This is a genomic window from Citrobacter sp. S39 (genome assembly GCF_009495675.1).
Lineage (GTDB): Bacteria > Pseudomonadota > Gammaproteobacteria > Enterobacterales > Enterobacteriaceae > Citrobacter > Citrobacter freundii.
This window is the reverse complement of the sequence record NZ_CP045555.1, coordinates 2,138,103-2,162,924: the sequence shown is the minus strand read 5'-3', so window position 1 is coordinate 2,162,924 and position 24,822 is coordinate 2,138,103. Positions and strand designations below refer to the sequence as shown.

19 protein-coding genes and 2 pseudogenes are annotated in these 24,822 nt (G+C 49.6%); 7 read left to right on the top strand and 14 right to left on the bottom strand.

Features of this window, described 5'->3' with window-relative positions; all coding sequences use genetic code 11:
* Position 1 precedes the first annotated feature (1 nt).
* From GFB57_RS10280 to GFB57_RS10230, 11 genes and pseudogenes are all read right to left on the bottom strand, one after another.
* The gene (locus GFB57_RS10280; RefSeq protein ID WP_003037168.1) at positions 2–1,114 is read right to left on the bottom strand and encodes a glycosyltransferase family 4 protein; all 1,113 of its coding nucleotides are present in this window, start codon (positions 1,112–1,114) and stop codon (positions 2–4) included.
* Between the two features lies 1 nt (position 1,115).
* The gene (locus tag GFB57_RS10275) at positions 1,116–2,327 is read right to left on the bottom strand and encodes a glycosyltransferase family 4 protein (protein ID WP_003037170.1); all 1,212 of its coding nucleotides are present in this window, start codon (positions 2,325–2,327) and stop codon (positions 1,116–1,118) included.
* A gap of 14 nt (positions 2,328–2,341) precedes the next feature.
* On the bottom strand, positions 2,342–3,331 hold the full coding sequence (locus GFB57_RS10270) for a glycosyltransferase (RefSeq protein ID WP_003037172.1): 990 nt from the start codon (positions 3,329–3,331) through the stop codon (positions 2,342–2,344).
* Between the two features lie 4 nt (positions 3,332–3,335).
* Positions 3,336–4,706 (bottom strand): hypothetical protein, encoded by a 1,371-nt coding sequence (locus tag GFB57_RS10265; protein WP_003037174.1) that lies wholly within the window; start codon positions 4,704–4,706, stop codon positions 3,336–3,338.
* Positions 4,703–5,914 carry an oligosaccharide flippase family protein gene (locus GFB57_RS10260; protein WP_003037176.1) on the bottom strand — a complete coding sequence of 404 codons (1,212 nt, stop codon included), beginning with the start codon at positions 5,912–5,914 and terminating at the stop codon, positions 4,703–4,705. Before GFB57_RS10260 ends, GFB57_RS10265 begins: the two co-directional genes overlap by 4 nt.
* The gene (locus GFB57_RS10255; protein ID WP_003037178.1) at positions 5,911–8,040 is read right to left on the bottom strand and encodes a tyrosine-protein kinase domain-containing protein; all 2,130 of its coding nucleotides are present in this window, start codon (positions 8,038–8,040) and stop codon (positions 5,911–5,913) included. Before GFB57_RS10255 ends, GFB57_RS10260 begins: the two co-directional genes overlap by 4 nt.
* Positions 8,041–8,042: 2 nt before the next feature.
* Positions 8,043–8,600, bottom strand: a complete 558-nt coding sequence (locus GFB57_RS10250; RefSeq protein WP_003037180.1) for a polysaccharide biosynthesis/export family protein — start codon at positions 8,598–8,600, stop codon at positions 8,043–8,045.
* 1 nt (position 8,601) lies between these two features.
* A pseudogene (locus GFB57_RS10245) lies at positions 8,602–9,591 on the bottom strand (outer membrane beta-barrel protein); the annotation flags it as partial.
* A gap of 243 nt (positions 9,592–9,834) precedes the next feature.
* A complete protein-coding gene (locus tag GFB57_RS10240; protein WP_000427623.1) occupies positions 9,835–10,839 on the bottom strand; it encodes an IS110-like element IS4321 family transposase in 1,005 nt (334 codons plus the stop codon).
* Positions 10,840–10,906: 67 nt separating this feature from the next.
* Positions 10,907–11,215, bottom strand: a pseudogene (locus GFB57_RS10235) (capsular biosynthesis protein); the annotation flags it as partial.
* A complete protein-coding gene (locus tag GFB57_RS10230; RefSeq protein ID WP_003037183.1) occupies positions 11,205–12,620 on the bottom strand; it encodes an undecaprenyl-phosphate glucose phosphotransferase in 1,416 nt (471 codons plus the stop codon). The gene GFB57_RS10230 and the pseudogene GFB57_RS10235, both read right to left, overlap by 11 nt.
* Positions 12,621–13,659: 1,039 nt before the next feature.
* Between GFB57_RS10230 and GFB57_RS10225 the strand changes: the two genes are divergently transcribed.
* From GFB57_RS10225 to GFB57_RS10210, 4 genes are read left to right on the top strand one after another with little or no spacing between them, the layout of a single operon-like run.
* On the top strand, positions 13,660–14,238 hold the full coding sequence (locus GFB57_RS10225) for a fimbrial protein (RefSeq protein ID WP_003037185.1): 579 nt from the start codon (positions 13,660–13,662) through the stop codon (positions 14,236–14,238).
* A gap of 54 nt (positions 14,239–14,292) precedes the next feature.
* On the top strand, positions 14,293–14,964 hold the full coding sequence (locus GFB57_RS10220; RefSeq protein WP_003037186.1) for a molecular chaperone: 672 nt from the start codon (positions 14,293–14,295) through the stop codon (positions 14,962–14,964).
* 13 nt (positions 14,965–14,977) lie between these two features.
* A complete protein-coding gene (locus GFB57_RS10215; RefSeq protein WP_008321485.1) occupies positions 14,978–17,536 on the top strand; it encodes a fimbria/pilus outer membrane usher protein in 2,559 nt (852 codons plus the stop codon).
* Between the two features lie 10 nt (positions 17,537–17,546).
* Positions 17,547–18,620, top strand: a complete 1,074-nt coding sequence (locus tag GFB57_RS10210) for a fimbrial protein (RefSeq protein ID WP_003037190.1) — start codon at positions 17,547–17,549, stop codon at positions 18,618–18,620.
* Here GFB57_RS10210 and GFB57_RS10205 read toward each other — a convergent pair.
* Both GFB57_RS10205 and tctD read right to left on the bottom strand, forming a co-directional pair.
* Complete coding sequence (locus tag GFB57_RS10205) at positions 18,613–20,064, bottom strand: sensor histidine kinase (protein WP_003037192.1); 1,452 nt, start codon at positions 20,062–20,064, stop codon at positions 18,613–18,615. The two genes, GFB57_RS10210 and GFB57_RS10205, sit on opposite strands and share 8 nt — an antisense overlap.
* Positions 20,051–20,725: a transcriptional regulator TctD gene (gene tctD / locus GFB57_RS10200; protein WP_003037195.1), complete on the bottom strand. Its 675-nt coding sequence runs from the start codon at positions 20,723–20,725 to the stop codon at positions 20,051–20,053. The genes GFB57_RS10205 and tctD overlap by 14 nt, the downstream gene beginning before the upstream one ends.
* Positions 20,726–20,878: 153 nt before the next feature.
* Here tctD and GFB57_RS10195 point away from each other — a divergent pair, with 153 nt between their 5' ends.
* The 3 genes from GFB57_RS10195 to GFB57_RS10185 are packed head-to-tail and all read left to right on the top strand — an operon-like array spanning position 20,879 to position 23,830.
* The gene (locus GFB57_RS10195; protein ID WP_003037198.1) at positions 20,879–21,856 is read left to right on the top strand and encodes a tripartite tricarboxylate transporter substrate binding protein; all 978 of its coding nucleotides are present in this window, start codon (positions 20,879–20,881) and stop codon (positions 21,854–21,856) included.
* Positions 21,857–21,870: 14 nt separating this feature from the next.
* The gene (locus GFB57_RS10190; RefSeq protein WP_008321484.1) at positions 21,871–22,305 is read left to right on the top strand and encodes a tripartite tricarboxylate transporter TctB family protein; all 435 of its coding nucleotides are present in this window, start codon (positions 21,871–21,873) and stop codon (positions 22,303–22,305) included.
* A gap of 10 nt (positions 22,306–22,315) precedes the next feature.
* Positions 22,316–23,830, top strand: a complete 1,515-nt coding sequence (locus tag GFB57_RS10185) for a tripartite tricarboxylate transporter permease (protein ID WP_003037202.1) — start codon at positions 22,316–22,318, stop codon at positions 23,828–23,830.
* Between the two features lie 70 nt (positions 23,831–23,900).
* On the opposite strand, the gene GFB57_RS10180 is transcribed toward GFB57_RS10185, so the two are convergent.
* Positions 23,901–24,791: a LysR family transcriptional regulator gene (locus tag GFB57_RS10180; protein WP_003037204.1), complete on the bottom strand. Its 891-nt coding sequence runs from the start codon at positions 24,789–24,791 to the stop codon at positions 23,901–23,903.
* Positions 24,792–24,822 lie beyond the last annotated feature (31 nt).

Genomic DNA, 24,822 nt, shown 5'->3' with positions numbered 1-24,822 from the left:
ATTAACCTATATCTTTATCAATTGAGTGATAGACGTTAACCGTCTTTTTGGCGATTTCATGCCAATTGTAGTTTTGCAAATATACACGATAGTCCACGCTATTTGCTGTTACCCCTTGGCCTAATTTTTCGGCCAGACCGGTTACATCTCCCACCTTAAAATAGGTCTCGGCAGGCAGTTGAACTTCAAGGTTAGCAGGAATATCACTGACGACGGCCGGAAGAGAAAATGACATTGCCTCCAGCAGCGCAATGGGCAATCCTTCATGGTATGAAGGCATCACAAATAGCCTGGCCTGCGAAAACACCGCCTGCAGCTCATCACCACGTAAGAAACCGGTCATCACTACGCCTGGCGTGTCGGCGGCAAGCTTTTTGAGGCGAATGCTGTATTCGGTTGGATGATCCGCATCACCAATTAACACTAACGGCATGGTCAAACCGCTGTGTTGATAGGCGGCAATGGCATCATGCATCCCTTTTTCTTCCACAAACCGTCCAACCACAACGAGATAATTTTTCGGCTGCAGCCCAAAGCGGGAGAGCGTATTGTCGATGGTGAGCTCTGATAACAACCGCGGCTCGTTTACGCCATTGTGAATTAAATGCGCATCATAGCGACCATGTTTTTTCTGGATCAGTTGATTAATAACTTCAGAAATCACAATCACCTCGTTGGCATATCTCACCGCCCAACGTTCGCCCAGCAGCAATATTTTTTTTGCAACGAAACCCCATTTCTGACGATCGTAATCAGGTCCGTGGTGGGTGAAAACCACCTTCTTACCCATCACGCGTAAGAGTGGGATCACAAGGCCAGGGCCGATAGCATGGACATGCACAATATCCGAATGGTCGATACGTGTCCTAAACGCCGCTAAAACGGAATGGACAATAGCTTCCAGCGAGCGCTTTTTGGGGGCCCACAGCGCGTAGGTTTCGACTTTTTTATAGACCGAACGTTTGTAATTTACATATGGCGAGCGAGCAATCACGCAAATATCCACATCGAACTGCTGTTTAATGGCAGGATAAAGATTCTGACAGTGTGTCTCCACACCGCCCAATACATCGGGAATACCACGCGTTCCAAAAACCGTTATTTTTTTACTCATTCTATGGCCTGCTCAGCAGTTCTTTATACAGCGCCTGTAAGGTATCCATATGTTTACTCAGCGCATATTTTTCACTCAACCGCGCACGGCCATGTAAGCCCATATTCCGCGCCTTCTCTTGCGAGCCTGCCAGGACGTCCATCGCATTTGCCAACTCCTGCGCATTGCCTGGTTCGAATAAAATCCCTTCGATACCGTCACGAATTTGTTCCGGGATGCCGCCAATGCGCGACCCAATAACCGGCTTGCCTAAGGACATCGCTTCCAATATCGCCATAGAACAGTTTTCATAGCATTCAGAAGGAAGGATCACCGCTCGCGCATGCTTAATAAGCTTGTCGAGGGCTTCTCCTTGTTGCACATAACCTAAAAATTCAACATCAGGGTATTTGGCGGCTAATTCATCATGCAACGGACCGTGCCCCACAACTTTCAGCGGCGCACTGTTCTGCATTTTTTTATGCGCTGCCAACAACGTTGCCACGCCCTTTTCACGGCTCAGACGGCCAAAGTACAGCATATAGCCCTCATCGCTCACTTCGGCCTGGGGACGACTGTCATCAACGCCATTGACGATGACATCAATGCGCGAATTTGGCAGCGTACGCAGCAGGATACCTCGTAAAAAAACACTCGGTGAAATAATCACATCCAGCGCCTGATAGTTTTGTGCAATGTACTGCCAGGTTGCCTCCAGGGAGAGCAGAAAGCTTTTTGAGGCTGAACCTTCCTGGCAACGATACCTGAAGGCATTGAAAACCGTCCCGGTAATACAGGAATCGCACACTTTGCCGTCGCGCAGCATGGAATACGAGGGGCACACAATCTTATAGTCATGCGCAGTCAGCACCGTTTTGCAGCCAAAATTACGCGCAACTTTAATCAACGCCGGTGTTAACTGATGGTAGATGTTGTGAAAGTGGACAATATCCGGACGCTCTTTTTCTAATAGCGCCAGCATTTTTTTGCAGGCCTGCGAATTATGAATAAAGTTAACCGCCGTTTTGATACCGCCCAGCAGATTGCTCTCTTTGTGGTAGTCCACATTGCTGACGAAATAATCCGCATAGTCCGAGGGGAAATTATTATCATGATGCATAGATAAATCAATAACCTGCACTCCGGCCTGTTTCAGCATATCGCGCTCTTGAAAATAAACCGTTTCCGCGCCGCCTTTAATGAAAAAAAACTTGTTAACTAATAATACTTTCATGGCGCCTGCCCCGGTTATTCATGAATGATTTTACTGTTAGGTGGAGTCAACGGATCGCGTACGGGATAAAAAATACCTTTGATCAGCCCCGCTGAGCGTACGATTAAGTTAATAACGCTTTGCAGCCCATCTGTTAACGAGCGGTTTTGCACAATCTTCAACAAGGTAAATGCCAGTAATGGTAGAAGCGCAACGGCAAACACGTCGATATTAAAAGTGAGCAGCGCCACAAATAAGAGAATAAGGTAGAGCGCAAATACCGCCTCATTCTTCACGATGTTGAATGACTGGGAAAACCAGGGTTTCCCCCAACTACAACGCAAAAGCTCACCCGGAGCCTGGTAATAACCGCTGGTCCAGCGTCGCGCCAGCATCTTAAACGTCGGTAGCGTATGTGACGTATGGCTGAAGTAAGGAATATCCAGACGCCGCAGTTTATAGCCCGCTTCGATTAAACGCAGACCCAGCTCAGCCTCTTCATACGCGTGCAAATTACGGTTAGTCAGATAACCAATTTTCTCAATCGCAGAGCGACGATATAATCCACCACCGCCTAAATGGTCACTATCCCCGAGCGGATATATTTTATTAATGCGTTGCTTACGAGACTTAAATTCATAGTTAACGGCATCATCCATTTCAACGGTTCCCGCAACGCCTGCATATTCTGGTTCAGCCTGCAAAAAGGCGACGGCCTGATCCACAAATCCTTCTTCCAGCTCCATGTCGCCGTCCATCAACAACAGATATTCCCCTTCACTATACAGATAACCTAACTGGTGCCCGACGCCACAGCAGCGATCGCCAGGGTCAGTTAAGGACACTACGGTCACCCCTTTATCGATCGCAAGCTGTTGGGTGTTATCCGTTGAGAGACTATCTGCCACAATGATTTTATGTGGATAGTCAATAAGCTGCTTACGGATGCTGTCAATCGTCTTCTCAATACATTTAGATTCATTGAGTGTTTTAATGCTCACTGAAATAAACGGTTTTTGGTCCATACAATTACCCTACGCAGCGAAGGACGGTTCGACGAATCACTAAACTTGCCCCTAGTGATAAATAGAACAGGAATTGTAACATCGGTGTAATCATCAGTATCTGGCTGTAAGGTAAGCTAATTAAGCAACTGATAGCAAAAGCGTTAAACGCCGGTGCAAAACTCAGCAACTGGAGATCCTGCTGGTCCAGTTGTTCAAGTCTCAGTAATGGCTTTGGCTGACAAACTTTCAGGATATAAATGAATAAGCTAACAAAGAGTAATGTACCAATCGCCCCCACTTCCCACAGCAGCATACTCAGGGAAGTCGAGTCGAGAATTAAGTTGTAGATAATATTCAAAAATCCCGGAGACACCGTACTACCACTGTTAGTGGCGTTGAGTCCGTAGCCAAATAACGTTCCTGAAAGCCCCCACAGATCGTTATTTTTCAACCAGAACAGGAACGTCGTAAAGCGCCCTAATTCACCGGTAGACATAATGTAGTTCGGATCAAAGATATAGCTTAAGGAGTCGATAAAAATACTTAACGAGCTTTTCGATGGATCGCCACCGAACGCCGTAGAATAATAGTACGCGAGGATCACAATCGACAGGCTAATGAGCAACAGCATTCCCGCCACAATAACCAATAACGTCTTCAGATTAACCTTACTAACGTCTTTGACGTAGCTCGGTGAGAGCCACACCCACGCCAGGAATATTGGCGATAGCAGGATGACAAACTTCACTTCACCAATTATGCATAACCCGATACCGAGAACAATATGCAGCGCCATGGATTTGAACGTGGTGAGCCCATGCTTATATTCGGAGACTTTTAACAACATAATTAACAGGCAAAACAGCCCCATTGCGGCAGTATTCCCGCCCCCCATGGGGTCACCGCCAAACGTACCAACCACGGAGTCCCATTTCTCATCTTCGCCGCGCACCGCGACGCGCTGGGGAACGACCAGTAAAACCTGATAAATCATTACCGGGATCTGCGCGTAAAAAACCCAGTACAGATAGCGTGTTACACGATAAATCTGCGACTCCCTGCAAAACCCTAGCAGCAAACAGATCATCACCAGCGACAATGCAATTTCGTTTTTAAATGCCACAATCGCGACGGTGATCCCGCCCTGAATCAACGTCGATGTCCCAGCCAGTACCAGGAACGAGAAATACAACGCCAGAACAATCGTCTCCTGCGCATCCAGTTGCAGCGAGCCATCACGCGTCTGCATCACCAATAATCCCACCATCAATAAGGTGAGGAAAAAAGGTATCCACAGCACTGACTGCATACCGGTAAAGTATTGCACCAAGCCACACAGGATCAGCGTGACAAAAGTATAAACCTGTAAAAAGTATCCGGTATTCAGTGTCATATTATCACCGGCTTGTCTTTCAGGAGATTGGCTCGCTTATTCATTTTCAGATAAATGAAGGCGTAGCGAATAAATGTCAGTGAAGAAAACAAGATGACCGACGTTGCATAATCTTTATAAAAATAGGGCGTCACGACAAAAGCGAATAGTACAATCGCCAGCTGTTCCAGTTGGATACGCAGAAAATAGCGATGGGAACCAAAAATAAGTTCTATCACCGTCAGAGGGCTTATCGCCAGCGCAGGGAATAAATAGGGCAACATGTAGCGCGACGTCTCAATGGAGTTAATCCAGTCTTCGCTAAAACCGAGGCGCATCACAATCGGATAGAAAATAAAAACCCCAAGGGTACAGATAACCCCTAGTACCAGCAATAGCATACGTACCTTGGTATATTCCTGATAGTTAAAGGTATTATTTCTGAAGTCGATAGACCACTTGGAAAAAATAGTATTGCGTACCGCGTTGCCGATGATCACCACCGGTGCCAGGCAAAAGCGGCTAACCACGGAAAAATAACCCGCCGTCAGCGCCGAGAACCAAAAGTTAATCAGCATAATCGGCAAATTGCTGCTGGCCATCGCCAGCACTTCCGCACTGCCCACTTTGGTAATGTGATGAATATTCTGTTTGAAAAAATGCCAATTACTGGCGGGTCGCAGATGTCTGGCTGCCACCGAACGAATATCAAACGAATGCAAAATACAGCTTATGGTCAGCGCCATCGTCGCGCAGGCCCACGACCAATAAAACAGCTGTACATAATGCGTAACCAGAACCGAAAGTAATACCACCACTGAAACAGAAATACGCTGGAAAATCAGAAAACGAAAGTTGGCCGTGCGTAGCGACAGGTTTTCCGAGATCAAAACCCACGCCGTTGCCAGCGTCAGCAAATAAAGAAACAGGATGTTCTGGTGAAACAGCCACGCGGTGAGCACGGCGTAAGGTAAGGCAATGATCGTGCTTTGGATCAGGCAAAACACAACATTCTGTACCAGTTCGTCATCCTGCTGTTTAGGAATTAACAGCTGTGATGCAAAGGTACATACCTGAGCGCCCACCACGGCGATACTGTAGTTGAGCGCATAAAGCCCCACCTCAGCCATATCGTACTTGTGTGAAATCAACCAAATAGACAGTGCACCAATCAACTGCGAGATGACTGATGAACCGGCTATCGTGGAAGCGCTCTTCAGTAGACTCATACGCGGCCTGGCGTGGTCATCAGTTGATCGGTACTGAAGTTCAGTGAACGCAGACCTTCTTGCGTCTCAAGATCTTTTTCTTCAACCGCATTGAGTACCGCGCCAATTACCACGCCGTTATTTTCTTCCAGCTTATCCAGCGCGTTGGCGATTTGCCCGGCGGACCCTGTCCCGGCTTTCACGATGAAAATCACCCCATCAACGGCGCGTTTAATCAGTTGAACATCCTGACTCTGATTCACAGCAGCGACATCAATAATAATGCGCTGATAGTGCGATTTCAGTTCGCGCATTAAGGGCTCAACGTGCCCCGACGACAGCATTAGTAGAGAAGAGATGGTTGTCTTGCCGTGCGGAATAAAATCGAGATGATCACTGAGCGTAATCCGCGCCTGTTCAAGCTGAACCTCCCCGCGCAACAGTTCCGCCAAACCTGCGGATGTTGCCGACGCCAGTTCAGAAGAGAGCCCGTCAATGTTAAAGAAATCCGCATCAATAAGCAGTGTTTTCTGGTCGAAACTAAAAGAGTTAGCTAACAGATTCGCCAACAAAGAACGCCCATCACCGTGCTCCGTCGACGCCACGGCAAGCGTCTGTAAAGGTCGATTATCCAGCATAATCCGGGTACGGATACCGTGCACAATATCGGCATTCAGCGGGTTCTTCATGATCATGTCCCGCACCTGCGCGCGCCCTGAGGTTCCGCTAAAACGACGGATTTCACCCAGTGGAGCAACATTGAGCCGTTTTTTCATGCGACTGAGGGTACCGATTGAGTTATCCATTGCCGCTTTAACAATGAAATACATGATGCTGAACACCACCACCAGCATGACCACCATCAGCAACAGCAAAGATTTATTCGGTTTCGCCGGTTTTAACGCGGGTACCGCAGGGTCGTATAACACCGCATCAGCATTCACACCGGACAGCGACAGCTCTTGAGTACGTTGATAAAGCGATTTATACAGGTCTTCCATTTTATCTAACGACAGCTTTTGACTGTTCCAGGCATCCCTTTTTGACGCCATTTTCTGGAAGATCTCTTTCTGCTCAGTCACCTGCTGTTGATAGTTTTTTTCGTCCGCCAGCGCCGCCAGATATTGCTGGCGTAAACCGACTTTCAGCTCACCCAACACTCGTCCAGTCTGGTTTTGGATCGACTGAACATCGGCCTCTGCTTTTAAAATGGCGGGATTTTTTGGCCCGTAGACTTTACGCTGTTCGGACAACGTTCGTTGCGCCTGAATCAACGCAATGCGCAAATCCTGGATCTGAGCATGATTAGAGACCGAAGGCAGCGAGATAACGCTCTCAATGGACTTACCTCCCCCGTTCACCTCGTTATAGACGGATTCAGCGGCAACCCGACGCTGAGTTGCATCGGCCAGGCGATTGGTTACGATACTTAGCTGCTCGGTTTCAAAACCATCGATTCCACGGAAGGTCAGCAGCCCGGCATTTTTCAGATAGTTGTCCATCTCGTCTTTTTGCTTAGCTATCGACTTCTGAATCTCTTCCATTTTTTCAAAATTCAGTTCACGAGCTTGCTCCACTTTCAGACGCTTCTGCTCCACCGTGTAGTTGATGAAAGCCTGCGCGACGCCATTCGCAATGTCAGCCGCAACCTGTGGGGACGTTGATTCATAGGTAATAGACGCCAGGTTCGTCGTACGAATACCAATGACATTCAGATTTTTCGCCAGCGTTTTCAGCGCTTGTTCCATTCTCAGTTGCCGACTTTCATTGCTATCAGCCCCCCGAGCACCGGCTTTTTCCCCGGTAAACTCCGGGTTTTCATCCAGCTTCATATCACGTATGGCTTTCTCCATCACAATACGTGAATGCATCAACGCATATTGTGTTTCGTAGTAACCACTACGCGTTGAATCGAAACCATCAACCTGTGGAAACGGAGAAACGTTATCAGCTTGCGCCTTAATCAGCACCGTCGCCGTTGAAACATACTTTGAGGACATCATGCTGATTAATGGATAGGCGACGACCCCAGCAACGATACCGGCCAGCGCGATTTTCCAGGCGTTCTTTTTCAGCTCTTTGGCAAAGCGGGAGAATTCGACACTGCTTTCTCGTTTTTTGCCGTTTTCCACTATAGATAGTTTCATCGTTAGAAGAACCCCATGCCAATAATCACGACATCCCCTGGATGAACAGAGTGCGTTAAATCGACATTCTCAAGCAGCTGATTGCTACCCGACAGACGAATGTTGATATCTTGACGGTCCGCACGGTCTGTAAACCCACCCGCCTGCGCAATAGACTTCTCGACGGTAAGCCCTGGCTCATAGGCGAAGCCATTTGGACTTTTCACCTCGCCTGAAACATAGTATTTGCGGAACTCGGCAATGCTCACCGTCACCATCGGAGTGGTAAAATAATCTCCGGTCAGGCGTTGAGTTAATTCTTTTGTCACTTGATCAACGGTTTTATCTTGTAATTTAAGAGCACCAACAAACGGGAAATTAATTTCCCCACTCTTATCCAAAATAAACCGCATCGTCATATCGGGTTGACCATGAACAGCGATATTGACCGTATCCCCCGCCCCAAGTCGGTAATCCTGCTGAACAGTAGCAGGATCGTCCATTAATCGCGGGCTGGACGTTGTGCATCCGACCAACAGGATACTGAAAAGCAAAACCGCGCACAGTTCTATTATTTTCATTTTAGATCTGAACCTTAGCTTTAAGCATAATCATAGAATTATCATAACCCAACGTTCTAATGACTTCCTGATTGTCGTTGGGACCGATATAAAACGAGTCAGTATCCCTATTCGAATTTAATGTATCTATCTGATATTTAATCTCAAAATTAACCGACGGCGTATAGTCATAGCTCATGGTTACGCTAAACACACCATCTTTATCATGTCGATCCTTGTTCTGTTTTTTATAGTCTTCCGAAGTGAATGAGTAGTCCAATAAAGTAGAAAAACGAGTGCCTAACCAGAAATGCTGGTAAGAAAGACCATACTGGGTCACTAAAATATATCCACCAACTTCCGATGGGTCTTTAATGCTTTGCGCAGAGTGAGCCGTGAAAACAGATTGTTGTAATGGCTTCCACTCCGCTTTTATGTCCCAGTTTAGACCATTAAAATCATGCGAGTTTGCGTTGTTTTCAAATGTTTTATACAGCCATGAAATATTCATGTCGACATTGGTTTTCCCCGTCAACTGCGACTTCAGGCCATACAGCAAATAGTACTCATTCGTGTCTTTTTCTGAGTTGTTATCATAGCGACGCTGGTTAGTAATAAAACTATAGCGAAAGCGCGTTCTGGATGAGTATTGGTCAAAAACTTCCGCTATCAGGCTATTTTCATGCCATTCCTGTTCCTGAATATAATTGTAGAAGTCTTCACTGCTGTCCCGAACATCAGAAGTGTTACCGAAAGTCAGTTTTTTGTATAACAACGCCAGTTCCGCTTTGCCGCGACCATCAGGCGCACCGTAGCTGTAGCGCAATTCACTATTGATAAAATTTGTCGTCAGCGGGGATTTAATCCCATATTGCTCAAATTGACTCGGTAGAAAACCCTCGGTGATGTCACGACCACGGGATTCATGCCCAAGCGAATCCTCCAGATTAAGGGTTAAACCATGCTTGTGCCCATAACGCCAGGCACCGTTAAAACGGAATCTATGGTCACTCCCGTTTTTGCAACACCGATTTTGACGACAAGTTGGCTTGCTTGAATCTATCCGGCGTCTGAATGGGATTTTATTCCCGCGCCTTGATGAGTTCCGCGCCTGATGAACCTCCAGAAAATATACGGCTTCAATGAGCCTTTCCGTTTTACAGGTTCCTCAACAGGCCGGTGGGCCGTTAGTATCATCAATATCAGTATTCGCAAAACCAGATCAGTAATTCTTTAAACCGGTGTATTTCTGCCGTTATGCTACATAAGTTTGCTGTCGTGCCGTTAGGGCCCAGGCTATTCTGGCCAGCTTGTTTGCCAGAGCACAAGTGACGACAAAGTTGCTTTTCCGGCACAGTAAATCCCTGACCCAATCGGCCAATTTGCCAGACTGGTGTTCCAGTTTTTGTATGAATACCCTGGCACATTGAACCAACAAAGTTCGGATCTTTTTATTACCTCGCTTACTAATTCCCAGCAATGTCGTCCTACCTCCCGTGCTGTACTGCCGAGGTACAAGCCCTGTTGCCGCCGCAAAGTCACGGCTGCTGGCGTACTGCTTCCCGTCGCCAATCTCAGTTGAAATAGTACTCGCTGTCAGTGTTCCGACGCAGGGAATGCTCAGCAAGCGCTGTCCAACCTCATCTTCGTCCAACTTTCGTTTCAACTGGGATTCCAAATCTTTAATCTGCTCAACAAGATAGTGATAATGCTGTTGTAATTTCAGCAATAACTGGCTGAGGTAAAGAGGCAAACTATTATCCTCAAGAATGGTACTCAGTCGGCTAATAACGGCAGCTCCTCGGGGAACGCTAATGCCAAATTCCAGCAGAAAAGCATGCATTTGATTGGTTGTTTTTACCTTATCCTGAACCAGGGATTCACGGACACGATGCAGAGCCCGCATTGCCTGCTGAGATTCCGTTCTGGGCTGCACAAAACGCATAGACGGACGCGATGCAGCTTCACAAATAGCTTCGGCGTCGACAAAGTCGTTTTTATTGCTTTTAACGAACGGGCGGACAAATTGTGGTGATATCAGCTTTGGGGAATGCCCCAACTCTTCCAACTTGCGTGCCATAAAGTGAGAACCGCCACAGGCTTCCATTGCGATGGTTGTAGCGGGGCATGTCGCCAAAAATTCGATCAACTTTGGCCGGGTAAATTTTTTACGGTAAACAGCCTTCCCGCGACGATCCTGGCAATGAATATGGAAAGAGTTTTTACCCAGATCGATACCAATGAGCGCAATGTTTTCCATGATAGTTCTCCGAATGAAAGCCTGTCCTCAGCATAGTACCGGGAAGGAGGGAGTGACCATCTCATTAAAAATGATCGTTGTAGTTATCAGCAGAATCGCTTGAGTAGTTACGGTAATCCCCGGAGTACATCAGCAAATACTTATCCTGACCACGCTCTCCACTCATACTCAGCACTGGCGCTGCACTCTGAAATGAGGAACCGATAGCATCGTTGCTATGTGGCTGATAAGAGACGTTATCATTATAACCGTAGTCCACAGCAACCTTGCCCTGGAAGTCTATCCCCGCAAAGCCAATGTGTGATTTCGGTGTTAAATCAGCCCATGCGGACTGCGATATCACGATTCCGGTAATCACTATCAATTTAGTATGCATTCTTACCGACAAATCCTTTGAAAATAGTTTTAATAATAATTTTTAAATCCAGCCATAACGACCAGTTTTGAATGTACTCAATATCGTACTGAACCCGTTTTTCCATCTTATAAAGCGCATCAATTTCCCCACGGAACCCGTTGATCTGCGCAAGCCCAGTGATCCCAGGCTTAACTTTATGGCGGATCATGTAATTTTCAACCTGTTTGCGGTACTGCTCATTATGCGTAACCGCATGAGGTCTGGGACCGACAATCGACATACTTCCCTGCAAAACGTTAATAAATTGCGGAAGTTCATCCAGCGAAGTGCGGCGTAAAAAGCTCCCGAATTTGGTTACCCGCGGATCGTTTTTCGTGGCCTGAATAACCGTATCGGAATTCTCCATGACGCACATAGAACGAAACTTCCAGACCTTAATTTTTTGCCCGCTAAGACCATAGCGGTCCTGTTTGAAAAACACCGGCCCGCGGGACGTGAGTTTGATACCAATGGCAATAGCCAGCATCAGGGAGGAAATCATCACCATAATGATGCTGCCAAGAACCAGATCTTCCGCCCGCTTAATAAACGACCCCGCCCCTTCAAACGGTGAACTGAAGATACCGATAGTTTGCAGGTTGTGGATGGAGCGTAACTTGGACATGTTGTTACTATAGGTATAAAAGTCAGGGACAATATAGGTATCTACGGTGGTGTCAGACATCATCGCTAAAAAATGACGAATTCGGTGTAAAGCAACCATCGGTAAAGCGATGTAGATTTCGTCTATATTTCCCTGCCTGGCTTCCTCAACTAAATTGCTCACCGAGCCGCGAAAGGGACTTTTTATTTTCTCCACCACATCGCCGCAACGGGATGGACTGCGCTCATCATAAAATGCCAGGTCTAATTTGATATTGGCATATTCAGTGGTCAATGCGTTTTCCGCCGCCAGACCGTTCTCAGTAAGCCCAATCACAGCAACGCGAATATTTTTCCTGGCGGTGTATTTGAAAAGAAAAAAGCGGATATAGTATAGAAAAGGTAATGGAATGAAGTACCAGTAAATAATGGCTGAATAAAACGGTGAAGGCAGTCTGTCTAAGTAGCCGAGTGATTCAGGCTCAGCCACCGTCATACTGACCAGTTCGTTAAAAAAAATCGCCAGCAGCGTACAAAAAACCAAGCGTTTTTGATTACGCAAACCGATCGTCTTAATCTTTTGCTGGTACATTTTAATGTATTCAGCAAACAGTAAGAAAAAGATCGAGAAGAGAAGACTCAAAATCGCAATGGTGTTAAAGGGCACCAAACCCAGCAGATGGGCGCTAAAAATTAACACCACATTGATAACAATGAAATCGACCAGTTTTAAAAAGACCGGATATCCTTGACTGCTAATCTTTAGCGAATTTTTAAGCATATCTCAACCTATTATCGATTGATCTTTAATTGTTTTTTTCTTATTTCATGAAGTTAATTATATCACAAGCTTAAAAAACACAAGGGTAGATTGTCAGCAAATGTAAAAAGAAAGATGATAAGTTGTGACAGGCACCTCACAAGATATCAGCATCAATATGATTTTATTGACTATTAAAATCAAGCTCGATTTATTTTCCACATTAGAAAATATAATTACCTGCAACAAAAATCGCATTGACAGATAACAGTTCATGAACTAATAGCAAGTGCAATTGTATGATGAATACCCGGGTCACTTACTGGGGTAGGCTCATCGGGAGCCTCTCACTTGCCGCCTTCCCACAACGAGAAATCCGTAGCATATATAAGCGTATATAATATCCTTTAGAAAAATAACACGGGAATATATTAACAAGAAAATGATTAGCAAGCTTATTGTGAGCGTGATGCTTACTGATTGGATCTTAGAATTATCGTCATTCTGATGTACAAAAATGAAGAACAATCAAATTCAGCACAAAAAATTTAGTTTAAATAATTGTAGCAACTCCGATGACTGAAGATGACCAACATGACTTTACAGGTATAAAAAACACACTGTAACTGTTCAACCCCAAAATGAATATCACATCTCGCTAATATCAACATTCTGCGAACTTATACATCTAACAACAGTAATTTCAACACAGATCAACCCGCTCATTCAAAACACCCAAAAAGAATAAATGACAACATTGACATTTTGTTAAATGTACCACAACGATAATCCCATACGTTATTTATAATCATGTATACACCGTGTTAAAAAACCTGAAAAGATTACTGAAACACCCTTTCATCACACATAAAAATTATGTTTACTTATTTTTCGTAAATAAATAATATCCGCAGCGGATGACTTGTTGAGCAATTTACAAACGTTAATCGTTTCTTTTAAATGAAGTCCTGCATCATTTTTTGACATTGATGTACTCCGGCTGAATCTGCGCCTCTGACAAGTACTCTTCTGGGTAAATAATAAATTTAACGGAGTTATGATGAAGAAAATTACACTCACCTGCACCGCGCTGGTTGCTTTGTTTGCGGCTAATGTTGGCGCGGCAGGAAGTACTAATTACGCCACCACCGCGGGAGCAGGTTCTAAAGCCACCGCGACGGTCCATTTTACCGGTGAAATTGTTGCCAGCACCTGCGTAGTGAACACCGCCAATCCAACAAATACAAACGTCGTATTACCGCAAGTCACCAACCAGTTATTTGGCGGCGCAGGCTCTACCACCGGCGATACTCAGTTTACGTTGCAATTCACCAACTGCAGTGGGGCTACAGGAGGAAGCGGCTATGTGGTGGTATTTACTGATAAAACCCCTGGCAGTAACACAAAACTTCTGGAAGCGTTTCGTACAACAGTTGCTGCCACCGATGTCGGCATCGAAGTGGATCATGCCGGTAGCGCCCTCGATTTCTCCGCGGGTCAGAATGAAGTGTCATTGACACCGGACCAAAACGGCGATGCACATATTGATTTGGTCGCCAAATATCAGCAAATAGGCGCAACGCTGCCTGCGGCAGGCACAATTACTGCGGATATGAATTACACCGTCATTTATAAATAACAGACGTTGATTGCTATGGATGGCACTGTTCCCTGAATCTGGAAAGTGCACCTGATGAATAAAGTCTTCTTTTATCTGTTGCTATGCGTGGTTAGCACCGCACACAGCGCGATTAATTTGGGTCAAACACGCGTTATTTATAATGAGAACGATAAAGCAGCGATGTTTGACGTCAACAATAATACAGACAAGCCATATATGGTACAGACATGGCTGGATAAGGGTAATCCAGATGAGACGCCGGCCAATCTGCCAATGATAATTACCCCGCCGATCCTGAAACTCGACGGCCATAAATCCGCCGTGCTACGGGCTATTTACCAGGGCAACGGGCTTCCCCATGATGTTGAATCGGTATTGTGGATTAACGTGCAGGAAATCCCCACCATTGAAAACGAGGAAAATACCTTACAACTGGCGCAACGAATTCGCATCAAACTCTTTTATCGCCCTACGGGGTTGAATATGACGCTACCTGAAGCGGTCGAGAAATTACAGTGGCAATGTCACGGAAATACTCTGCGTGCCGTTAATCCGACACCGTTACATATTTCTCTGACGCAATTGCATATTAACGGCCAAAACGTTGATGCCGATATGGTGAATCCTCATGGCGAACGCACGTTTACGCTGTCGCAGCAAAAAGTTAGCCACATCGATTTTAACTGGGTAGATGATTACGGCGGCACTAACGCGGTCAATAACGTCCCGATATCGTGTTATTAAGTCAGGGGTTGCAATGATGATAAAAAATAAGCAACCGCAACGGTTTAAGGAAAAGGTCTTTACGCTGTCAACGTTGGTCCTGTGTATGCCTGCTTACGCCAACAGTGCGCCACAATTTAATACCCGTTTTGTGCACGGTGCGCAAAATATTACCTCCGTGGTGCAAATCGCCCGTAATGATGGGCTTAGCGAAGGGACGTTTGAATACGATATTTATATTGATCATAGCTTCGTTGAGACGCGCAATGTTGCCTTCAAAAGACGTCAGCCAGAAGGCAAGCCACAACCCTGCCTAAGCGCTGACGATCTGCGCAGATACGGGATTAAAATCCCGGATGACCGCAGCGATACCTGCGTTGAGCTCACAGCGCTGATAGCAAACAGCCGCCTGACGGCAGATGCAAACTACCAGCGTATTGATATTTCAGTGCCGGAAGCTTTTCTGCTCTCGACCGCACACGATGCAGTCCCGGAGTCTGCCTATGACGATGGGGTTAATGCCGCTTTTGTCGGCTACAACGTCAATACCACCCGCCTGGCCGAACAGGGTCAGGATCATGACTCCGTTTTTGCCAGTTTTGCCAACGGCATCAACCTGGCGGGATGGCATTTCCGTAACCAGTCCACGTTCAGCTACGCCAGCGGTTCAGGCCGCCAGTGGCAGGCGGTTTCTACGTGGGTGGAGCGCAATATTGTTGCGCTACGTAGCCGCTTGCGCATCGGGCAAACCTACACGGATGACAATGTGTTCGACAGCATCCAGTTTACCGGGGCGCAGCTCACCAGCGATGAAAATATGTTGCCTGATAGCCAACGCGATTTTGCCCCGGTCGTTCGCGGCGTCGCCAACAGCAATGCCACAATCGAAATCCGGCAAAATGGCTACCTGATCTACAGTAAAAACGTCGCGCCGGGCGCGTTTGACATCGACGATATTAACCCCAGCAACCAGAGTGGCGATCTGGATGTTAGCGTTATTGAAGCCGATGGCAGCCGTCGCAATTTCAGCGTGCCTTATTCGGCGGTACCGAACATGCTGCGCGCAGGTAACAGCCGTTTTCAGTTTACGGCCGGGGAATACCGTGACGGTTACAGTGGCGGCTGGCGGCCCCGTTTTGTCCAGGGAACGTTGAGCTATGGCCTCAGCTCTGGAACCACGCTGTACGGCGGTTTACTGACGGCGGAAAGTTACAACGCGATTGCCACTGGGGTCGCTCAGGATCTGCATCAGTTCGGCGCGATCTCCTTTGATATCACCACCGCCCGAGCACAGCTTGCCAGCGGAGAAGCGTCCACGGGGCAAAGTTACCGTTTCCTGTATTCTAAATCGCTGAACCAGTACGGCACGGATTTTCGTCTGGTTGGCTACCGCTACAATACATCCGGCTATTACAGCTTTAGCGACACCATTAACGAGCATAACAGCTGGTCCTCGGGTTATTACGACATCGCCTATGACGACCCCAATCAGCAGCTGCGTTACCCTGGCGAGCAGCACAACAAAAAGCATTACTACACCAGTAACTACAATAATCGCCGCCAACGTTTTGAGGTTTCTGTTAATCAGCGTTTGTGGGATAACGCCTCGCTTTACGTCAGCGCCAGCCAGCAAAACTACTGGCACAACGGGAGTCACGACCGCACGATACAGCTGGGTTACAACGATACGCTGGGGAAAATCAACTGGAGCGTATACGTGCAGGACACCCGCAACCAGCACGACTACCAGGACCGCAGTATCAACCTGACGTTATCCATCCCATTTGATTTCATGGACAGCCACGGCTTTGTCTCTGCCAACGTGATGCATAGCCAGCAGAATGGCGACAGCTACTCCACCAGCTACAGCAACACCGCATTTGACGATCGTCTGAGCTGGGGCGTTCAAGGCAGTACCACCGATCGACAGGATTCCGCTGCCGGCGTTAACGCCGCCTGGCAAGGCGACAAGATGAACGTTCAGGGAGGCTATAGCGCCGGGCGCAACTACCAGAATATGAATATGGGCATCAGAGGCGGGGCGATGCTGCACGCAGGCGGCGTTACGCTTATGCACTCTCCGGGTGACACCATGGTGTTGGTCGAGGCTCAAAATGCCGACGGCGTCCATATCCAGCAACAAAACGGCGTGGCGATAGACGGTAACGGCTATGCGGTCCTGACTGCGGCAGATGCCTGGCATTACAACGTGGTGAGTCTGAATACCGCCGATATTGGCGCCGGTCTGGATATTCCCCAGGCACAGAAAAAAATTGTCCCGACAGAGAAAGCCATCGGCAAAGTCGTGTTTGAAACCTTCAGCGGGCGCAACTATCTGGTGAATGCAGTCATACCCGGCAACATAGCCCCACCGGTTGGTGCGATCGTTCGGGATGCCAAAGGCCGCAATCACGGCCTGGTCGGTTTGCATGGCGCTCTGTATGCCAGCGGCGTGGAAGATAATTCGCGCCTGGAAGTGCGCTGGGGCTCACATACCAATGAACACTGCTTTATTCAAATGCCGGATAACCATCACCAGCCGGTGAAGAAAATCGGATATACACAAATTACTGCCCAGTGCGTCGGTTCGTAAGGTGCAATCAATGAATCCGTTAAAAATAGTTAAACTCGTGGTGCTGTTTTGTTTGCCGATCTTCAGTAGTACAAGCTATGCGGTTACCTGTACAGCAAACAGCGTCTCTGTACACGTTGATCCGATTAAAATTAGCCACAGCACCGCCGCCGGAGACACCGTCTGGGTGTCCAATTCACAGACCGTTAGCGTCACCTGCAGCGACACGGACCATATGCCCCAGGGCGAAGCGGCCAGAATCTACATCGATCCCGACCATGAGTTTGCGCATTTTTTGCAGGGAACCAATATGAAACTGGTGGTGAGCATCGATGGTCGTTCTTACGATCAGAGCGCGCAGGCCGTCACCACGCAATATCAGGCAACGCTGCCCCGCACAGGTTCAAATAACCACTGTAACAACGGAAATACCCGTTCCTGCCCGGCACTTTCGCAAACTTTCTCTTTTACCTTTAATCTCAGTCTGGTTGCTACCGGAAAACTACCTGATCCTTTACCCGCGCTGGCCGGTCGTACCATCAACAAAGTTTTCGTCGTCGATGGTATCGGCGGAATTAACGCTTGCGGTACAAACTGTTCCACCAGTCGACCGGCAAAAAATTTTGGTCCCGCGTTGACTGGCCTGAATAACATCAGTTATATCAACTGCGAACCGATCGTCTCTATTGCCTCAGACAAAGGAACGGATACCGTCGAGTTTGGCAGGATCAGCATTACCGAAGCCAAAGCGGGCAAGGATAACAGCCACAGCAAACAGTTTGCCGTTATCGCTGCAGAAGCTGCCGGGAAGCATGAATGTCGCGGCATCAATTACGCGATAACCTTTACCGGCACCACGCACAACAGCGGCACGGTTTTTACCGGTCAGGGTACGCCGGATATCGGCGTTACGCTTCAGGATGCTGCACGGCCCGGCGCCGGGGATATTATCAGCGGCAACCGCATCGATTTTACCAGCGGCACGTTTAACAACCAGAGCGACAGTCGGCGCAAAGAGTTCATGGCGACCCTGTTCTGGCTGAAGAACCCTCCTCAACCAGGCGCATTTAGTATCCCGGTCAATGCGACAGTGACCTTTAAATAACGGGCGCAGGACGACACCGATCGTCCTGCCCTTCTCGCTCCAGACATAAAAACCGCATCCGTACGCTTAACCCGCCTAATGCTTCACTCCGGGATAGCTGTGGGTGCGTACGATGCAGGCGAGCAATGTCGTTGACCAGCGCCAGACCGATTCCTGCCCCAGGAATATTGCCGACGTTATCCAGACGATGAAACGGGAGCAGCGCCTGATGCACCATTTGTTCATCAATGCCTGGCCCGCTATCTTCGACTACCAGCACCACGGCCTTTCCTTCTCGTTGCAGCCGGGCGGTCACCATCCCCTGCGTCGGCGTGTATTTCAGTGCGTTATCCAGCAGATTCCCACACAGTTCGCCGAGCAGCACTTCATCTCCCTCAACCCACACCGCGTCCTGATCCCCTTCATAGCCCAGATCGATCCCTTTACTACGCGCTTGCGCCAGTCGGGTAAAACAGCTGGTTTGCACCACCTCATACAGATTAACCGGCGAGAAATGCCTTTCCCCTTGCTCTTTGCGCTTCACCGCAGACAACTGCAACAGCCTCTCTGTCAGCTGAATGGTGTTATCCAGCGTGGTACTCATGGCTTGCAGACTCTCGTACCACTGCTGCGGCTGCTGACTGGCGAGGGCCACCGATGCCTGAGTTTTCAGTACCGCCAGCGGTGTTTTAAGCTGATGGGAAGCATCCGCGCTGAAGCGCTCCTGGCGAGAGATCAGACCGCGAAGTCGGTCCAGATAGCGGTTAAACGCCACAATCAGCAGACGGGTTTCCGACCACGGCAGCAACTCCGGCAGCGGCGTCAGCAGACCTGGCTCACGACGCACCATCAGCGATGACAGCTGGCGCATCGGGCGCAGCACCCGGCGCAGCAGCCAGCCAACCAGCACCAGAGTCAGTAGTACCAACAGCCCTTGCGAAACCCACGAGGAAAACAACAGCTGTCGCGCCAGATAACGCCGCGATTGAAGCGTTTCGGCAACATAAATCTCCGCCATGCCAACAATGCCACCTTCGTTGACAGGCTGCAGCAGACGCGCCACACGGATTGCCTCACCGCGATATTCAGTGTGATAAAACCATGCCAGCGCCGGATAAAGCCGCGTGCGCGAGGTAGCAGGCGGCATCGCCGGTAAATCGTCATAACCAGAGATAACCTTCCCCGCCGGATCAACCACTTTGTAATACAGTCGGTCGTTCATATTCAATTCAAAGCTGTCCAGCACCACCCATGGCACATTCACTTCTAACTGTTTATTGCGCACCACCAGCCGCTCGGAGACGGTCCTGGCGGATGAAAGCAGCGTGCGGTCATACGCCTGGGTCGCCGCCTGTAGCGCACTGACATAGCTGTTAAATGCTGACAGGCCCCACAGCAACATTAGCGGCAGGCCCAAAAACATCAGCAGTTGCAGGTATAACGATTGGGGTTTAACCCACTTCATCGCTACGCTCCAGCACATAGCCCAGACCACGCAACGTGGCGATGCGCACATCACTTCCCTGTAGCTTTTTGCGCAAACGATGGATATACAGCTCAATGCTTTCAGGACTGACCTCATCACTCAGGCTGAAGACCTGCTCAAACAACTGCTGGCGTGAAACCGGTCGCAACCGACGGTACATCAGCACCGTCAACAGCGCCTGTTCGCGCGGCGTGAGCGCCAACGGCTGCCCCTGCAAGAGAAAATAGCCTTCATCGTGAAACGCCAGTTCCCCCAGTTGCTGGATGCCTTGTACCTGCCCCGCGCTGCGCCGTAGCAAGGCCCGCAGCCGGGCATCCAGCTCCTCGATTTCAAACGGCTTTGCCAGATAATCATCGGCCCCGACGTTCAGTCCCTTCACCCGATCGGCCACCGCGCTGCGCGCCGTAAGCAGCAGAACGGGAAGCGTCTGTCCGCGTTTACGCAGGCGCTGAACGACTTCGAGGCCGTCCAGCCCCGGCATATTGATATCCAGCACCGCCAGCGCGTACGTTTCACTATGTAAAAGGTGAACGGCCGCCAGGCCATCAAAAACGCAGTCAACGGCAAAACCGTTTTGCACCAGCGCTTTCTCCAGCCAGTGAGCTAACTCACGGTTATCTTCCGCTAATAAGAGACGCATATCACATCCTGTAAAGTTTCTGCCGCATTGAAAGGGAATTGAAAGGTTAATGTTTTAACAATCACGCAACCGAACTGCTACACATCGGCTCACATAATCACAAAAATCTTCTTCCGTACCCGAAAATCCGGTTTTCCGGCGTGAGGATAAACAATGAAAAAACAGTTACTTCGTACCCTTACTGCAAGCATTTTACTGATGAGTACCTCTTTACTGGCCGAACAAGCGCCATCGCGCACTGAATGTATCGCCCCTGCTAAACCCGGCGGTGGTTTCGATCTCACCTGTAAGTTGATTCAGGTGAGCATGATGGAAACCGGCGCTATCGAAAAACCGATGCGCGTAACCTACATGCCCGGCGGCGTTGGTGCCGTGGCCTATAACGCTATCGTCGCTCAACGCCCGGCTGAAGCGGGAACCGTGGTGGCCTTCTCCGGCGGCTCCCTGCTGAACCTGTCTCAGGGCAAGTTTGGTCGCTACGGTGTGGATGATGTCCGCTGGCTGGCAAGTGTCGGCACCGACTACGGCATGATTGCCGTACGTCAGGATGCGCCATGGAAGACGCTGAAAGATCTGCTTACGGCAATGGAGAAAGACCCTAACAGCGTGGTCATTGGCGCAGGTGCTTCTATCGGTAGCCAGGACTGGATGAAGTCGGCGCTGCTGGCGCAAAAAGCCAATGTCGATCCGCATAAGATGCGCTATGTGGCTTTTGAAGGCGGTGGCGAACCGGTTACCGCATTGATGGGAAATCACGTACAGGTGGTTTCCGGCGATCTCAGTGAGATGGTGCCCTACCTCAGCGGCGACAAAATCCGCGTGCTCGCGGTGTTCTCTGATGAACGCCTACCGGGCCAGTTAGCCAACGTGCCAACCGCCAAAGAGCAGGGTTATGACCTCGTGTGGCCTATCATTCGTGGCTTCTACGTTGGGCCAAAAGTCAGCGACGCTGAGTATCAGTGGTGGGTTGATGCCTTTAACAAACTCCAGCAGACCGATGAGTTTAAAAAACAACGCGATCTGCGCGGTCTGTTTGAGTTCAACATGAGCGGCAAACAGCTCGACGACTACGTGAAAAAACAGGTTACGGATTATCGTGAGCAGGCGAAAGCCTTCGGTCTGGCGAAGTAAACGCAGAGGCAAAGATGATGAGCGATCGTATTTTTGCAGGTATCTGGCTGTTGCTCTGCATAGCCGGGCTGTTCGTGGCCTGGCAAATCAGCAGCGAATACAGCTATGAACCCGTAGGGCCGCGTCCCTTCCCGCTGGGCATTATCAGTCTGATGTTGGTATGCGCCGTGGCGCTGCTGTTGCGCCATCCGGACACCATCAGTTGGCCCCGTCGCCACGTGCTGCAAAAGCTGCTGACGATGGTAATTGTTCTGTTGATGTACGCCTGGGGTTTTGAGTGGCTCGGTTTTCCCATCGCTACCGCCATTCTCACCGTGGTGATTGGCATGCTGTTCGGCGCAACCATCCCGGCTGCGGGTATTTCCGGCGCGGTGCTCGGCATTCTGCTGTGGTATGCCTTTGACCGACTGCTTGACGTCACCTTACCACTCGGCGCCTGGCTGGGTTAACGGAGAAACGATGGATACCTGGATTTATCTTTCTCAGGGTTTCGCGGTGGCAATGACGCCGGAAAACCTGGTCATCGCCTTGATAGGCTGTTTTGTAGGCACCATTGTGGGTTTGCTGCCTGGCCTTGGGCCAATCAACGGCGTGGCGATCCTGCTGCCGCTGGCCTTTGCTTTGCATCTGCCCGCAGAATCCGCGCTGATCCTGCTGGCTACGGTCTACATTGGCTGTGAATATGGCGGGCGCATCTCCTCCATCCTGCTGAATGTTCCCGGCGATGCGGCGGCGATTATGACCGCGCTGGATGGTTACCCGATGGCGCAGCAAGGACGCGGCGGCGTGGCGCTCTCTATCTCGGCGGTCAGCTCTTTCTTTGGTTCGCTTATCGCCATCGGCGGCATCATTCTGTTTGCCCCGGCGTTAGCCCAATGGTCGCTGGCCTTCGGTCCGGCAGAATACTTTGCCTTAATGGTTTTCGCCATTGCCTGTCTCGGCAGCATGATGGCGCAAAATCCGCTGAAATCATTTCTGGCAGCGCTTATCGGTCTCGGACTTGCGACCGTCGGCGTAGATGCCAACACCGGGGTTTATCGCTTTACTTTTGACAGTGTCCATCTCTCCGACGGTGTGCAGTTTATCGTAGTGGTGATTGGGCTGTTCTCTGTCTCTGAAATACTGTTAATGCTGGAACATACCAGCAGTGGCCAGACGCTGGTGCGTAAAACGGGCCGCATGTTGTTCAACGCCAAAGAAGGCGCACAGTGCGTAGGGGCCACCCTGCGTTCATCAGTAATTGGCTTTTTCGTCGGCGTTCTGCCTGGCGCTGGCGCCACCATTGCCAGTGCCATCACCTACATGACCGAGAAAAAGCTCAGCGGCAACAGCGACAGCTTTGGCAAGGGGGATATTCGTGGCGTAGCGGCGCCAGAAGCCGCCAACAACGCCTCGGCCTGCGGCTCTTTCATCCCAATGCTGACGCTCGGCGTGCCGGGCTCCGGTACCACGGCGGTGATGATGGGCGCGCTGACGCTGTACAACATCACCCCGGGGCCGGCGATGTTCACTGAACAGCCGGATATCGTCTGGGGGCTGATTGCGGCGCTGCTGATCGCTAACGTAATGCTGCTGGTGATGAACATTCCACTGATCGGTCTGTTTACCCGCATGCTGACCATTCCGCTGTGGTTTTTGGTACCCGCTATTGCGGCAGTCTCCGCGGTAGGTGTGTACGCTGTCCACAGCACTACCTTCGATTTGGTGTTGATGGTCGCCCTCGGCGTGCTGGGCTACATTTTGCGTAAAATGCACTTCCCAATGTCGCCATTGATTCTGGGCTTCGTTCTCGGGGAAATGCTGGAGCAGAACCTGCGCCGGGCGTTGTCTATCAGTAACGGGAGTATGGATATTCTGTGGGCCAGCGGCGTGGCGAAAGTGCTGCTGGTGATGGCGGTACTGGTTATCGTGGTCCCGCCGGTGCTGCGCATGATCCGTAAACGCAACAGCAAACCGCAGGTGGATATCGTTTAGTAACGCGCCTTGTCCGGCCTACGATTAATCGCCACTGTAGGCCGGATAAGCGCAGCGCCATCCGGCATTTTCATCTTAATTCCTGAACTGCACTAAGAACGTGTTCAACAAACCGTGTCAGCTTGGGCAACGGACGCAAATCCTGTCGCCACAGCAAATGAATCGGTCGCGGCTGTGGCGTAAATCCTTCCAGAATACGAACCAACTTGCCAGTAGCCAGCTCTTCTGCCAACAGCACCTCCGGTTGCAATAACAGCCCAGCCCCCGCTACCGCCGCCATACGCAGTCCATGACCATCGTTACAGCGCAGGATCGCATCGCGTTTCCATCTGACTTCCCCCGTCACGCCAGGCAGTATCCACTCGTTGCGGGCCGTCCACACGGTATGGGACAGACACAGATGATCCACCAGATCCGCGGGCGTCCGGGGGGTGCCATGGCGGGCAAGATATTCTGGCGAAGCACAAATTGCCATACGGTAGGGACACAGGTATTTCGCCACCACGTCAGTCTGATGGATATCGCCAATGCGGATCGCCAGATCAACACCTTCATTAACCAGATCAACCATCCGGTTGGTTAGATCCAGTTCAATGCGCACCTCTGGCCAGGTCTGTAAAAACGCAGCGGCCAGTGGCGAGATCACGCAAGCGCCAAAAGACGTGGGCGCGCTTATGCGCAGCGTCCCTGCTGGTGCCAGCCGCAGACGCTCTACCGAACGTTCAGCTATCGATACCTGCTCCAGCACGCGACGAGCTTCTTCAAAATAGACGCGTCCGGCATCGGTCAGACTCTGGCGACGCGTATTGCGCTCCAGCAAACGCGTGCCGAGCTGCGCTTCCAGTTGGGCGATATATTTTCCCACCATCACCGCAGACATCTCGAGCCTCGTCGCCGCAGAAGTAAAGCTCCCGCTCTCCACCACGGCGACAAACGTTTCCATGCCGCGTAACTTATCCATATTGCAAACCTCTGGTTAGTAATCATCTAAC

Coding starts and splice junctions, on each gene's coding strand:
- GFB57_RS10280 (WP_003037168.1), bottom strand. CDS start 1,114: ATGAGTAAAAAAATAACGGTTTTTGGAACGCGTGGTATTCCCGATGTA.
- GFB57_RS10275 (WP_003037170.1), bottom strand. CDS start 2,327: ATGAAAGTATTATTAGTTAACAAGTTTTTTTTCATTAAAGGCGGCGCG.
- GFB57_RS10270 (WP_003037172.1), bottom strand. CDS start 3,331: ATGGACCAAAAACCGTTTATTTCAGTGAGCATTAAAACACTCAATGAA.
- GFB57_RS10265 (WP_003037174.1), bottom strand. CDS start 4,706: ATGACACTGAATACCGGATACTTTTTACAGGTTTATACTTTTGTCACG.
- GFB57_RS10260 (WP_003037176.1), bottom strand. CDS start 5,914: ATGAGTCTACTGAAGAGCGCTTCCACGATAGCCGGTTCATCAGTCATC.
- GFB57_RS10255 (WP_003037178.1), bottom strand. CDS start 8,040: ATGAAACTATCTATAGTGGAAAACGGCAAAAAACGAGAAAGCAGTGTC.
- GFB57_RS10250 (WP_003037180.1), bottom strand. CDS start 8,600: ATGAAAATAATAGAACTGTGCGCGGTTTTGCTTTTCAGTATCCTGTTG.
- GFB57_RS10240 (WP_000427623.1), bottom strand. CDS start 10,839: ATGGAAAACATTGCGCTCATTGGTATCGATCTGGGTAAAAACTCTTTC.
- GFB57_RS10230 (WP_003037183.1), bottom strand. CDS start 12,620: ATGCTTAAAAATTCGCTAAAGATTAGCAGTCAAGGATATCCGGTCTTT.
- GFB57_RS10225 (WP_003037185.1), top strand. CDS start 13,660: ATGAAGAAAATTACACTCACCTGCACCGCGCTGGTTGCTTTGTTTGCG.
- GFB57_RS10220 (WP_003037186.1), top strand. CDS start 14,293: ATGAATAAAGTCTTCTTTTATCTGTTGCTATGCGTGGTTAGCACCGCA.
- GFB57_RS10215 (WP_008321485.1), top strand. CDS start 14,978: ATGATGATAAAAAATAAGCAACCGCAACGGTTTAAGGAAAAGGTCTTT.
- GFB57_RS10210 (WP_003037190.1), top strand. CDS start 17,547: ATGAATCCGTTAAAAATAGTTAAACTCGTGGTGCTGTTTTGTTTGCCG.
- GFB57_RS10205 (WP_003037192.1), bottom strand. CDS start 20,064: ATGAAGTGGGTTAAACCCCAATCGTTATACCTGCAACTGCTGATGTTT.
- tctD (WP_003037195.1), bottom strand. CDS start 20,725: ATGCGTCTCTTATTAGCGGAAGATAACCGTGAGTTAGCTCACTGGCTG.
- GFB57_RS10195 (WP_003037198.1), top strand. CDS start 20,879: ATGAAAAAACAGTTACTTCGTACCCTTACTGCAAGCATTTTACTGATG.
- GFB57_RS10190 (WP_008321484.1), top strand. CDS start 21,871: ATGATGAGCGATCGTATTTTTGCAGGTATCTGGCTGTTGCTCTGCATA.
- GFB57_RS10185 (WP_003037202.1), top strand. CDS start 22,316: ATGGATACCTGGATTTATCTTTCTCAGGGTTTCGCGGTGGCAATGACG.
- GFB57_RS10180 (WP_003037204.1), bottom strand. CDS start 24,791: ATGGATAAGTTACGCGGCATGGAAACGTTTGTCGCCGTGGTGGAGAGC.